10 protein-coding genes and 1 pseudogene are annotated in these 13,748 nt (G+C 39.8%); 5 read left to right on the top strand and 6 right to left on the bottom strand.

Going from position 1 to position 13,748, the window contains the following annotated elements; translation table 11 throughout:
* Positions 1-234: pseudogene (locus tag ACKPEB_RS18600) on the top strand (PepSY domain-containing protein); the annotation flags it as partial.
* Between the two features lie 104 nt (positions 235-338).
* Here the strand turns inward: ACKPEB_RS18600 and dxs are convergent.
* The 3 genes from dxs to ACKPEB_RS18585 form a co-directional block, all read right to left on the bottom strand.
* Positions 339-2,252 (bottom strand): 1-deoxy-D-xylulose-5-phosphate synthase, encoded by a 1,914-nt coding sequence (gene dxs / locus ACKPEB_RS18595; protein WP_408966462.1) that lies wholly within the window; start codon positions 2,250-2,252, stop codon positions 339-341.
* A gap of 473 nt (positions 2,253-2,725) precedes the next feature.
* Positions 2,726-3,130, bottom strand: a complete 405-nt coding sequence (locus tag ACKPEB_RS18590; protein WP_408966461.1) for a type II toxin-antitoxin system VapC family toxin — start codon at positions 3,128-3,130, stop codon at positions 2,726-2,728.
* Positions 3,127-3,417, bottom strand: coding sequence for a hypothetical protein (locus tag ACKPEB_RS18585; RefSeq protein WP_408966460.1), 291 nt, complete (start codon positions 3,415-3,417; stop codon positions 3,127-3,129). The genes ACKPEB_RS18590 and ACKPEB_RS18585 overlap by 4 nt, the downstream gene beginning before the upstream one ends.
* A 156-nt stretch (positions 3,418-3,573) precedes the next feature.
* On the opposite strand from ACKPEB_RS18585, the gene leuS reads away from it, so the two are divergent.
* Both leuS and ACKPEB_RS18575 read left to right on the top strand, forming a co-directional pair.
* Entirely contained in the window at positions 3,574-6,141 is a 2,568-nt protein-coding gene (leuS, locus tag ACKPEB_RS18580) for a leucine--tRNA ligase (RefSeq protein ID WP_408966464.1), read from the top strand.
* A 626-nt stretch (positions 6,142-6,767) separates the two neighbouring features.
* Positions 6,768-7,781: a tetratricopeptide repeat protein gene (locus tag ACKPEB_RS18575; protein WP_408966459.1), complete on the top strand. Its 1,014-nt coding sequence runs from the start codon at positions 6,768-6,770 to the stop codon at positions 7,779-7,781.
* A 30-nt stretch (positions 7,782-7,811) separates the two neighbouring features.
* Here the strand turns inward: ACKPEB_RS18575 and ACKPEB_RS18570 are convergent, their stop codons facing one another.
* Together ACKPEB_RS18570 and iscB are read right to left on the bottom strand one after the other, a co-directional pair.
* A complete protein-coding gene (locus tag ACKPEB_RS18570) occupies positions 7,812-8,606 on the bottom strand; it encodes a sulfite exporter TauE/SafE family protein (RefSeq protein WP_408966458.1) in 795 nt (264 codons plus the stop codon).
* A 151-nt stretch (positions 8,607-8,757) separates the two neighbouring features.
* Positions 8,758-10,035 carry an RNA-guided endonuclease IscB gene (iscB, locus tag ACKPEB_RS18565; protein WP_408966457.1) on the bottom strand — a complete coding sequence of 426 codons (1,278 nt, stop codon included), beginning with the start codon at positions 10,033-10,035 and terminating at the stop codon, positions 8,758-8,760.
* 519 nt (positions 10,036-10,554) lie between these two features.
* Here iscB and petH point away from each other — a divergent pair.
* Entirely contained in the window at positions 10,555-11,757 is a 1,203-nt protein-coding gene (gene petH, locus ACKPEB_RS18560) for a ferredoxin--NADP reductase (protein ID WP_408966456.1), read from the top strand.
* A 145-nt stretch (positions 11,758-11,902) separates the two neighbouring features.
* On the opposite strand, the gene ACKPEB_RS18555 is transcribed toward petH, so the two are convergent.
* A complete protein-coding gene (locus ACKPEB_RS18555) occupies positions 11,903-12,088 on the bottom strand; it encodes a hypothetical protein (RefSeq protein WP_408966463.1) in 186 nt (61 codons plus the stop codon).
* A 518-nt stretch (positions 12,089-12,606) separates the two neighbouring features.
* Here ACKPEB_RS18555 and ACKPEB_RS18550 point away from each other — a divergent pair.
* The coding region (locus ACKPEB_RS18550; RefSeq protein WP_408966455.1) for a Calx-beta domain-containing protein at positions 12,607-13,748 on the top strand (1,142 nt) is incomplete at its 3' end.

Raw genomic sequence — 13,748 nt, 5'->3', positions numbered from 1 at the left:
TTTTTACCTTTATTTTTAAGTGCCTCAACTGGGATTCTATATCGACTCGGAAATAGTTGGTTTCATATTCCCCGTGAATTTTCTCAGCTTTTATTAAGAATTCATCAAGCTTCTTATTTAGGTTCCTTTGGAAAAACCATTTACGTTGCCTTAATTGGTTTGGGATTAATTACGTTATTAATTACAGGAATTAATATGACAGGAATTTTTCGTAAAAAACGGGCTAAAGTTTGAGAATAAGCTGAAGTTTAATAGAAACCCGGTTTCTTGAAAAACAATAGAAACCCGGTTTCTTCAAGAAACCGGGTTTCTAGGAAAATTGGGGAATTTTGAAAAAATTAACCGACTTTGGCGGGTTGTTTTTCTTGACTAAAAAAGGTGTCTCGAATTTGTTGAGAAATTTGAGAACTGGTTAAGCCTAAATCAGCAAAAGATTCCTTGGGTTCGGCGTGATCAACTAAAATATCAGGAACCCCAAAACGCTTAATAGGAACCACCACATTATGATCTAATAATGCTTCAGCAACAGCCGAACCAAACCCACCCATTAAACAACCTTCTTCGAGGGTGACGACTTTACCAATTTGTTGAGCTAAAGGCGCAATTAATTCAATATCCAAAGGTTTAACAAAACGAGGATTAACCACAGTGGCTTCAATGCCATGTTCACTGAGAATTTCAGCAACTTGCATTGACATATTGACCATGCTGCCATAACCGATTAATAGCAGATCATCGCCATTGCGAAGAATCTCTCCTTTGCCGATAGGTAAGGGTTCCCAGCCTTCTTCCATTAACGGAACACCTAACCCTGATCCACGCGGATAACGCATGGCAATAGGGCCGTCTGTATGCTCAATTCCTGTTACTAACATCCGTTGTAATTCAGCTTCATCTTTAGGCGCCATAATCACGAGATTAGGTAAACACCGCAGATAAGCAATATCATACATTCCTTGGTGAGTTGGGCCGTCTGCACCCACAATTCCTGCCCGATCCATACAGAAGAAAACCGGGAGCTTTTGAATACAAATATCATGGATAATTTGATCATAAGCTCGTTGCAAAAAGGTGGAATAAATCGCCACAACCGGACGCATTCCTTCTGCTGCTAAACCCGCCGCCATTGTAACTGCGTGTTGTTCGGCAATTCCCACATCAATATATTGTTTGGGCAGTTTTTTCTGAAGAATATCTAACCCGGTTCCTGTTGCCATGGCTGCGGTAATGCCAACAATTCGAGGATCATTTTCTCCCAGTTTAACTAAGGTTTCTCCAAATACTTTAGAGTAACTCGGAGGTTTGGGTTTACTGGCGGGAATCGCTTTTCCTGTCGCTAAATTAAAGGGATTTTGAGCATGATAACCGACTTGATCTTTTTCGGCGATCGCATAACCTTTTCCTTTCACCGTAGCCACATGAACTAACACTGGCCCCGGTATTTTATGGGCTTGATTAAAGGTTGTAATTAATTCTTGTAAATCATGACCATCCACAGGCCCAACGTAGGTAAAACCTAATTCTTCAAACACCGCCCCCACTTTAGGAACGGCGAGGCGTTTCATGCCTTCTTTCATGCGTTCCATTTCTGGGGTAAAGGCTTCTCCTACAAAGGGTAAATGTTTAAATTGTTCTTCTAAATTATCCGTGAGAAATTGAACCGGATCACTGAGTCGCATTTTGTTCAAATAACGAGAAATTGCCCCTACATTGGGCGAAATTGACATCTCGTTATCATTGAGAACCACCATTAAATTCGTATGGGGTAAATGTCCGGCGTGGTTAATAGCTTCTAATGCCATTCCTCCGGTTAATGCACCATCTCCAATAATGGCAACGACTTTAAAGTTTTCTCCTTTCATATCCCGTGCTAAAGCCATGCCTAAACCCGCAGAAATACTGGTTGAAGCGTGTCCCGCACCAAAATGATCAAATTTGCTTTCACAGCGTTTTAAATAGCCCGCAACGCCATCTTTTTGTCTTAAGGTATGGAAATTTTGATAACGTCCGGTGATTAATTTATGGGGATAGGCTTGGTGTCCCACATCCCAAATCACTTTATCTCGATCGAGATCCAGGGTTTGATACAATCCTAACGTCAGTTCCACCACACCCAACCCTGGCCCTAAATGTCCGCCCGTGGCGGCAACGGTTTCTAAGTGTTTCTCGCGGATCTGGCGGGCGATTTGTTCGAGTTGATGGATCGACAAACCATGTAATTGATTGGGATGAGTAATTTCGCTTAGGTGCATATTTGTTAAATACCTGCATTCACCATGAAGTTAACGTTTCGGGAAAATGGCCCAAATTTCCAGGCATTAGGCCGAATGATCAACATAAATGTCATGGTAGCACCGGAAGGGGAGTGGGGGAGAAAGGGAGTGGGGGGATCACCGGGAGCAGGGGATCACCGGGAGGCAGGGGGAGAAGAGGAGAAGAGGAGCACCGGGAGAATGTGTTCGCTCGTTAATAGTTAACAGTTATAGTGCTACCCATTACGGTTAGGACATTTCTGAATTCTCAAACCCTTTCACTTCTTACTGCAAAGCACGCTCGCGTGTCGAAGTGTTCCCTGTTCCCTGCGAAGCACTGAGCCTGCTTTGCACGCTCGCGTGTCGAAGTGTCGAAGTGTTCCCTGTTCCCTCTTCAAGTAGCGCTATAACTATGTATCGGAAAAATCACCTTAGCCAATATACTCTAATACGATTTTTAACCCAACTCAACTTTAACTATCCTGCCAATCTTCAATTTTTAAACCATCTATGCGTTGAAATTCATTAATATTATGGGTGACTAACGTTAAATCATGAGCTAAAGCGATGGCCGCTATTTTTAAATCATTAGGGCCAATGGGTGTTCCAGCAATCTCTAATTGGGCGCGAATTCGTCCATATACTTCAGCAGCCAGATCATCAAACGGTAAAGAAATAAAACGTTGAAAAAATACCTGTTGCTTGTTTAAATTCTGGTGAGGGTTTTTACTTTTCATAGAACCATAAAACAACTCTGCTTTTACAACAGAGAAAACAGCAATATCTGATGCCTTTTTTGACTCCAGCATTTGCTTAAGAGATTCACTTCTACCATTTAGATAAATAATACAAGAATTACTATCAAGTAAATAAATCATTCGATCTCCGCCCGAATTTCATACTCTCCCTGTGAATATCTTTCAATCGGATCATCTGCTAAACAGCCATAGGTTTTCTCAATAAACTCATGCCAGTTTGATGGATTAGAGTTTTGATCCTGTTCTATTTTATTCGTTTCTGGTTCTGGTAAAAACTGAAACACAATTAATATCTCTAAACTTTTATGTTTCAATTCAGGAGGCATCTGAATCTGTAAAATTCCATCCTCCCCAACTACTGTTTTTAACTGTATCGTTTGCATTTGCATTTTCTCTCGAATTAACATAACTCAAATTCCTCCCTTTTTTGACCCATCATAGACGAAAAATCCCTAACTGTAGGATGCCTCAGCAACCCACCAGCCAACATCCAACACCCAATACCCGACAATATGCAAAAATGATAAAGAAACAAGAAAACGTATCCGGCACGAAGTATGGCTGTGGAGTCCCGATATAATCCTGCATCCCTCGAACAAAAGTGGCAACAATCCTGGGCACAACAGGGGTTGTACAAAACCCCAACCGACAAAGACAAGCCCAAATTTTATGCACTCTCCATGTTCCCCTATCCGTCGGGGAGTCTACACATGGGTCACGTTCGCAACTACACTATTACTGACGTGATCGCCCGACTCAAACGGATGCAAGGCTATCGTGTCCTGCACCCGATGGGATGGGACGCTTTTGGACTACCTGCCGAAAATGCTGCCATTGACCGAGGGGTTCCTCCGGCGGAATGGACGTATCAAAATATTGCCCAAATGCGAGAACAATTGCAAAAATTAGGGTTCTCTATTGATTGGGAAAAAGAAGTTACCACCTGTTCCCCAGAATATTACCGTTGGACACAGTGGATTTTCTTACAATTTTTTAAATGTGGGCTCGCTTATCAAAAAGAAGCGGCGGTGAATTGGGATCCAATTGATCAAACGGTTTTGGCTAATGAACAAGTTGATAATGAAGGACGTTCTTGGCGGTCTGGAGCGATTGTTGAACAGAAATTATTGCGGCAATGGTTCTTAAAAATTACCGATTATGCTAACGAATTACTCAACGATTTAGAACATTTAAACGGATGGCCGGAACGAGTTAAATTAATGCAAGCTAATTGGATTGGACAATCCATTGGAGCACAGTTAGAATTTCCGATTATTGGGTTAGATGAAAAAATCGCTGTTTTTACCACTCGTCCCGATACGGTTTATGGGGTTTCCTATGTGGTATTAGCCCCAGAACATCCCTTAGTTTCTCAAGTTACAACCCCTGAACAAAAAGCAACGGTAGAAGCATTTATTCAAGAGGTTAAAAACCAAAGTAACACGGATCGTACCTCTGAAGATAAACCTAAACGGGGCGTTCCTACAGGGGGAAAAGTTATTAATCCCTTTAATGAAGAAGAAATTCCGATTTGGATTGCGGATTATGTTTTATATGAATATGGAACAGGCGCAGTCATGGGAGTTCCCGCCCATGATACCCGTGATTTTCAATTTGCCACTCAATATGATTTACCCATCAAACAGGTAATTGTTCCTGATGATGCTGATAATGATAATGAGGAAAATGATCGAGTTAAAATGGCTTATACGGGAACGGGAATTTTAGTCGAATCCTGTAATTTTAGTGGAGAAAATTCTGAACACGCGAAACAGGCAATTATTAACTATGCAGAAGATGAAGGATATGGCAAAGGAATTATTCAATATCGCTTAAGAGATTGGTTAATTTCTCGTCAACGCTATTGGGGTGCTCCGATTCCAATTATTCATTGTCCGAAGTGTGGAGCGGTGGCTGTTCCTGATCACGATTTACCTGTAAAATTGCCTGAAAATGTTAAATTTAGTGGTCGAGGGCCTTCTCCTTTAGCGCAATTAGAAGACTGGGTAAATGTGCCTTGTCCTAAGTGCGGAACCGCCGCCAAACGGGAAACGGATACGATGGATACGTTTATTGATTCCTCATGGTATTTCTTGCGTTATCCTGATGCTAAAAATGATCAACAAGTGTTCGATTCCGCGATTACAAATGATTGGATGAGCGTTGATCAATATGTGGGCGGAATTGAACACGCGATTTTACATTTATTATATTCTCGATTCTTTACAAAAGTATTGCGCGATCGCGGATTATTACATTGTAAAGAACCTTTTGAAAAGTTATTAACTCAAGGGATGGTGCAGGGAATTACCTATAAAAATCGCAATACAGGAAAGTATTTTCCTCCCTCACAAGTTAGTCCTAGTAATCCCCAAGATCCTGAAACGGGAGAAAAGTTAGAAGTCTTCTATGAGAAGATGTCTAAATCGAAATATAACGGGGTTGATCCGTTGGAAGTCATGGGAAAATATGGTGCTGATACCGCCCGGATGTTTATTTTATTTAAAGCACCTCCTGAGAAAGATTTAGAATGGGATGATGCTGATGTTGAAGGACAATTTCGCTTTTTAAATCGGGTGTGGCGAATTGTAACTGAATTTGCTGAAGTTTCAACTTCTAAACCTAAGAATCGGGAATTAAGCAAAGTTGAAAAAGACTTAAAACGGGCAATTCATACCGCTATTAAAGAAGTGAGTGAGGATTTAGACGGAGACTATCAATTTAATACGGCGGTTTCCGAATTAATGAAACTGAGTAATGCGTTATCAGAAGCGGATTGTAAAGCCTCTGGAATTTATGCTGAAGGGATTGAAACGCTTTTGAAATTATTAGCACCTTTTGCTCCCCATATTGCGGAAGAATTGTGGCAAATGATTGGTAAAACCGGATCAATTCATACTCAAACCTGGCCCGAATATGACCCTGAAGCCTTAGTGGTTGATGAAATTACCTTAGTCATTCAAATTAATGGTAAAACACGAGGAACATTGCAAGTTCCGGCGACGGCGGATCACCAAACCTTAGAAGAATATGCCCGAAATTCTGAAGTGAGTCAACGTCATATCGGGGATAAAACCATTAAAAAAGTGATTGTTGTCCCTGGAAAATTAGTGAATTTTGTTGTTGTTTAATTTAGAAACTCTAAAAATTATCTGAATCTTCCTCCAAACTGTTCCGGTTTGGAGGTTTTTTCTTGGGAATGAATGCAAGTACGGATAGGAATTGAAGATCGATGATGAAACCTAGATCAAACTGAAATTTATACTTAGCTCTCTCTATTGATCCCACTGGATATGACTTTAGATTCAACGCAACGAACTAACCTGTTTTTGGCTTTTAATTGACACCCATGACCTAGATCTGTTTCCCCTTCGATTCTATTCTGGATTTGATATCATAAGAAAGTAGGGAACGGACAGCATGACGATAACAGAAAAAATCTGGAAGTCTGACATTTTGTTTAGGCTTCTTTATCATCAACCGATGAAAACATCAAGCTCAAACTTTAAATAATATGAAATCCTTAAATCTTTGCTACAGATAATTAGAGAGCGCGTGAAGCCGTAAAAATTGCCCATTGCAAGAGTGCCGCTTCCCTATTCGTAATTCGTAATTCGTAATTCGTAATTCCCCATTGCCTTTTGTAGCATTCTTTTCAGGATTTTATATAACAATTATCCGTCGATCTTGCTGATCACTAATCAAGTTTATTTTTGGGCGATATCTAATTCAGTTTAATCGATTAAGAGGCAGTTCCATGTTTAATAACATTAAGCGATTTTATGAACAAGGTTTAAAAAAAGCACGTCAAGGCAATTACCGAGGTGCATTAAAAGATTTTGATCAGGTGATTGAATTAAATCCCTATTCTGCCAATGCTTATAATAATAGGGGTTTAGTTTACTATTATTTAAAAGATTATCAACAAGCTGTTAATGATTTAACTAAAGCTTTAGAAATAGAACCTAAATTACCCGATGCTTATTTGAATCGAGGCAATGCTTGGAGACATTTAGGAAAATATGAAAAAGCGATTCATGATTTTAAAGTAGCTCTGAATTTTAATCCTAAAAACGATGCGGTTTATAATAATTTAGGATTAGCGATCGCGCAATCAGGCAATTATCAAGATGCTATTAATCATTATAATAAAGCCATTTCTTTAAATCCCAATAATCATAAAACCTATTATAACCGAGGTCGAGCTTTTTATTTATTAGGAGTTAAGGAAAAAGCCGTAGAAGATTTTAATAAAGCAACTGAATTAGAATTTAATTATATTAAAGCTTATATTAATCGAGGATTATGTCATCATCAATTAGGAGATAATGAGCGAGCCATTCAAGATTATAACCGAGCGTTACAAATTGACCCTTATAATGTTTATGCCTATTATAATCGAGGTTGTGTTTACCATAGTTTAAAAAAATATCAAGCTGCAATTGATGATTTTGATCAAGTTTTAAGCATAGATCCAAATTTTATTAAAGCTTATTTAAACCGAGGATTAGCTCGTTATAAATTAGGGGATGAACCCGGTGCAAATAAAGACTTTTATCATGTGATGTGTGTCAACTCAGATACCTATATTTATTATCAAGCTCAACGTGGAATTCCAGATCAAGCTCAGTATTCTAAAAATGCCCCTAAAATTGACGTTCAACAAGGCGGAGAATATTTTTATACAACCTTTCTGAATGGATTATGGAATACAGAAGATTTAGAACAACGAGATTCAACCATCTGTGAAGCGGAATTTATGAATGAATAAAATTAATAGCGGAGTCTTGTTCTAGGGGGGTTAAGTGAATAACATATTTAAACTAATCAATAATAAAAATAAAGCAAAGAAGGTTCGGATTTTTTCACCAGAAATAATATGAGACAAATTTGTCCCTAAAAAAGCTCCTAAAATTGTAAAGGGAGCAATTAAAAATAAAGCAGGTAAATAAATATATCCTGTTAATCCAGGGAAAGAAGAAACACCATCAGAAGAAAATAAAAAAGCTAAGGTTCCTAAAATAGAAATCGGTAAACTAAAAGATGAAGATGTCCCTACCACTTCATACATGGGTAATCCACAATAAATTAAAAACGGAACACTAATGGCTCCTCCACCAACACCCAAAAGTCCCGACTTAAACCCAATGCCTAATCCGACTGCATTGATAATTGCTGATTTAGGTAAAGTTTCGGATTTAGATTGGGGTTTAAAATCTAATAATAGTTTTAATGAAATAATCAATAAAAATAATCCAAAAATAATTTTTAGCCAATCACTCGATAACTGATTATCTAATATTGTTCCTAATAAAACACCTAATAAAATACTTGGAATAATTTTCCAAAAGACTCGCCATTGCACATCTCCTTTAGCATGATGGGCTACAATCGAAGATGTTGCCGTACACACCATCACACTCATTGAGGTGGCAATAGCAACGTGCATCACCAGATTGGAGGGAAACTCCATTAAATTAAAAATATAAAATAACCCTGGAACAACCAACATCCCCCCACCAATCCCCAGTAACCCAGCAGCAGTTCCGGCGGTGAGTCCCAATGTGGCTAATAAAACCCAAGGTAGAATGTCCACGATGCCATCCTCAAAAGGTACAAATACGGGGTTTCACGCTCTAGGTTCCGTATTTAATTAACTCTTTAGACTAAATCATCTTTCTTCCCCTTTGGAGACTCCCGCTAAATCGGTACTCCGATTAGCGGAGAGAGGAAAAAGGGGTTGGGTTTTATGTGGCATACAAGTAACCATCCTTTTTGTGAATTGTTGTACAGTATTTGTAGCTGATGCCTTGAATAATTGCTTCTTTCAGGGTGATATTAAAACTCCCACTTGAACGAACAGCAATTCGTCCTATATGTGTTCCAATTTTCTTACCTTTGGTAACAACAGCTTTAACTATATCGCCCGTTTGAAACCCTTTGACAAATTTAAAACGAGGAACATAACAAGAGGGAAAACCCAATTTATCTGTTCGGCACATTTGTCGGGAACCATGACCTGTTGCTTTGATTAATAAAGGTTTATTGGTTAAAACCTTTAAAGTTTCAACTTTCCCAACGCAAGCTGCATCTAACCAATGGGTTTTAGACAAGTTTAATTGAGTCCGATTGAATTTAGTTAAACCACCGGAACCTGTTTCAACAGGTAAACCCGTTTCTTTTAACCGATTAAACAGTAACCATCGAGTTGAATTAACTGCTGTAGCATCTTTTAAGGGTTGTTTAGCTGGTCTCAAAATCCTTAGCAGTAAGTCAGATTTACTCGATAGAAAATCTTGAATATCTTGATTTCCTTTCTTTTGGTTACAGTCATGACAAGCAACAGTAAGATTTGAAATTCGGTCAGTTCCGCCTTGGGATTTGGGGTGAATATGTTCTACTTCTAAGGGTACGTTTTCAATTCCACAGTAAGCACATTTTCTACCCCATTTTTCCAATAAGTATTGCCGAACCTCGTATCCTTGTAACTCTCCTTGTTGATACTGAATTCCACTGATTTCAGGATTTTCAAGTTGCTGTAAGTCAAATCTCACTAACTCTTGAACAATTGAACCAATCGGTGCAAATTTAATTAATTTGTTGACCCAGGTTAGAGTTGTTTCTACTCGATGTTGAAGACTGGGTGTTAACCCACCTTCTTGTCTTTTTCGGTTTAAGAATCGAGGTTGACGATATCTAGTTTTACGATTTCTTCGGGAGCGACGCAATGAACGTCGAGATTCCAAAGACATTTTAATTGTTTGACCTCGATGAGTTAATTCCGCACCCCAAATTACTTTGTTTCCCTGAACTAATGCCATTCCCGTAGTTTTTGAACCGGGGTCAATTTTAAGAGTGATTTGTTCTATTTCTGATTCGGGTTTTGACTCCTTCAAGATAATAGTAAACGGATAACGGCGATAAACAGCAGCTTGACCTTGATTCAATAACAATCGAGCTTGAGCAGGATGTACTGGGTTTTGAGGCTGTTTATTCGGATCAATTACAAAAACGTAATTAGACATAAGTTGACTCCTATTTCTAGGGTAATGTTAGCTTCGACAATGTTAGTGGTCGGTACTTTCTCGTTTTGCACTTCCTTAACCCGCTAAAGATGTTTAACAACTGAGTTTTAGAGCTTGGGACTAGCTACGCATCCCAAGGTAAGAACTTTAACGCTTTTCCACTAACGTAGTGCTTAAGAAGCACTTAGTCTGGTCAACTTGGGCTGTATTTCAAGCCCCCACTATACTTGTACTCAAGTCAGTGGTGGGTTGTTGACATCATCTCATCATTTTTAGCGTCCTCGGTGGCTATGCTGCATCTGGTCAAACTCTTCCCAATTAGGATTAGCCGATGAACATCCTAGCTGTAAAATAGTGCAAAGTGCAAATTGACAACCACAATCACCCCTAGCCCAGCGTGAGAGGGGATAGGGTTATTTGACGATTTTTGTCAATTGCACGTTAAAAAAAAACCTGAAGTGATGTATTAGTCACATTTTGTTAGTTAAGAGCTTCGGTATTCTAAGGGAGAAGAAACGAATGTATCGTCCAAGTGGAACTGGTGTTGCACCAAAGATAGGGGTTAACAGCCGCGTCTTTATTTTTGAAGTCGAGGGAATGCGACAAGGGGAGAATACAGACAAACTCAACTTTCCCATTCGTCGCAGTGGTTCAGTTTACATCACTGTGCCCTATGAACGCATGAATCAAGAAATGCGTCGCATTAGTCAGATGGGAGGAAAAATTGTCAGTATTCGCCCCGCAGGTGAACCTCAAACTGCAAGCACCGTGGCTCCCGTAAATGGACAACAGAGCCAACCATCTGAAGAAAAAACTAAGCCCATGACTCACGCCAAGGCTAAAACGGATATTCCCGTTAATATCTACCGTCCGAACAATCCCTACATGGGAAAATGTATCGAGAACTATGAACTGGTGGGTGAAGGAGGTCTGGGTACAGTCCGTCACCTCACCTTTGATATTTCTGGTGGAGACTTACGCTATCTCGAAGGTCAAAGTATTGGGATTATTCCCCCTGGAACAGATAATAAAGGTAAATCCCATAAGCTAAGGCTCTACTCCATTGCTTCCACTCGTCATGGCGACAAAGTGGATGATAAAACTGTTTCCTTATGTGTTCGTCAACTAGAATACAAACATCCTGAAACAGGGGAAACCGTTTATGGCGTTTGTTCTACCTATCTGTGCAATTTAGAAGTGGGGGCGGATGTCGCCATCACCGGGCCTGTAGGTAAGGAAATGTTACTACCTGATGATGAAGAAGCCACTGTGATTATGATGGCAACAGGTACAGGAATTGCACCATTCCGGGCTTTCCTGTGGCGGATGTTTAAAGAACAACATCAAGACTATAAATTCCGAGGGTTAGCTTGGTTATTCTTTGGAATTCCCTACACCGCCAATATTCTGTATAAAGAAGAGTTGGAACAACTGCAACGGGAATTTCCTGATCACTTCCGTTTAACTTATGCCATCAGCCGTGAACAACAAAATCCACAAGGTGGCAGAATGTACATTCAAGATCGGATTAAAGAAAACGCGGATGAACTATGGCAGTTAGTTCAAAAAGAAAATACTCATACCTATATTTGTGGTCTTAAAGGTATGGAAGGCGGTATTGACGAAGGAATGTCTGCGGCTGCGGGTAAATTTGATGTCAACTGGAGTGACTATCAAAAACAACTCAAGAAAGCAGAACGTTGGCACGTTGAAACTTACTAAATCAGCCACTGAGCTTTTGTGAAATATCAAGATCAATAACGATGAGCGAGTCACTCAGTTAAGAACGCTCGTTCTCATCGATTCTAGCGCGAGGGATGATTGCATTCCTCGCTTTTGTTATTTCTTAATGGATGGCTCAACCAGATTACAGCGTTTGCCGAGAAATGAATTTTTCCAGGTCTGCCTGGGTTTGCTGAAGCAGTTGCTCGCGAGAATCACGCGCTTGAGTCAGGCTGGGAACTAAGTTACGAGCTTGTAACGTCATGTGCAGTTGTAAGTCTGCCACATAGGCACTCACGCCTTGGTGATTAGAGGTTGCTAAGTGTCCCATCTCTAACTTCACAGGTTTTTCTCCCTTCATTAGAACAGTGTTTCGTCGTTATGGGTAGAAGGTATCACGGCTTTTGACCGATTGAATCATCTTGTAACGAAGTTTAATCCTTTGAGGGGGTGATCTTTAGAGTTTGTTACAAATTCAGGAAAATTGAATTCATCTGATCGGCTCAATCTCAGTAATTTCTGGGTTGAACCCTGTTAAGAAAAACACAATTGATGGGTAAACTACCAAATATTAGGAGTATTTCTATAGCAGCAAGTGGACATTCACAAATGAAAACCTTAACACCCTGTTATTCGTTAGCAAGAAACGTATAGCTTAATCGAATTTTTTCCTTTAATATTTTGACCACCTACTTAAGCTCAAGAGTCAGTACCCAGCTAACCAATCCAGTAATAGGATGTACCTCCTTCTCGACTGAAGGCTTTTTGTATTCTTGAATACAGAAAAAAAACACATTTTACCCTGTTCATACTTTTAATTAACCACTCATACAAATTAGGCTTCTGGATATGGCACAAATTCTTGGCACTGCTAGCAATGATTTTTTAGCTGGGACACCTGAACCCGATGAAATCCTTGGATTTTCAGGCAACGATACCTTACAAGGATTAGCAGAAAACGATATCCTCAATGGTGGCCAAGATCAAGATTTGCTTTCTGCGGGTATCGGGGATGATCTTCTGTTTGGGGATATTGGCAACGATACCCTTGATGGAGAATCAGGAAACGATACTGTATATGGCAATGGAGAAAATGATCAACTCAATGGCGGTGAAGGTGATGATTTTCTCTACGGTGGACAAGGAAGCGATACCTTATTTGACAATAGTGGCAATGATCAACTGTTTGGTGATAAAGGAAACGACCTGCTCTACACTGGAACAGGAATCAACGAACTGACTGGAGGAGGAGGTTCCGATGTCTTTGTTATTGGTCGAGAACTGATTGATGGCCAAGTTGATATTTTAATGGATTTTCGGATTGGAGTCGATTTAATTGGATTAACCAATAACTTAAAATTTAGCGATTTACGGTTTGTACAAGTCGGAAACGATACGGTTATCGAAGATACATTAAGTAATCAACAACTGATTCTGGTTCAAGAAACCGAAGCAACGGTTCTTAATAATCAAGCTAACTTTACCCAATCCATTGAAAGTATTACGCCGATTATTGAGTTTGCGAGTAACAATTCCCTACAAGTTCAAGAAGGGGATACTTCAACCTTGTTGGTCAATGTTCAACGGGCTGGTTCACCGTTAAATACCGTGAGTGCCACTCTCAGTTTAAAACCTAATACAGCGACAGAAAACGATGTTAGTTTAGACTCCGTTGAAGTCATTTTTAAACCCTATGAAACCTTTAAGACGGTCTCTGTTCCCTTAACTGTTGCGGATGACGGGCAGCCTGAACTGAACGAAAGTTTTCAGTTAACTTTATCTAACCCTCAAGGCGGAGCGACTCTTGGACAATCCCAAGAAATTGCGGTCACTGTCCAAGATAACGATGTCAGTTCACCCCCCTTGCCTACCCCAGATGACGACGTTGTTATCCCCTTACCACCATCTCCCTCTGAAATTAGTCTGTCTTTATCTCCCAATGAAGTACCAGAAAATACAGGGGAAAAACTCGTTTATACCTTCACTCGCCA

This window comes from Planktothrix sp. (assembly GCF_046067725.1).
Classification (GTDB): domain Bacteria; phylum Cyanobacteriota; class Cyanobacteriia; order Cyanobacteriales; family Microcoleaceae; genus Planktothrix.
The sequence above is the reverse complement of the archived record's forward strand: the minus strand, read 5'-3'. Positions and strand labels throughout refer to the sequence as shown.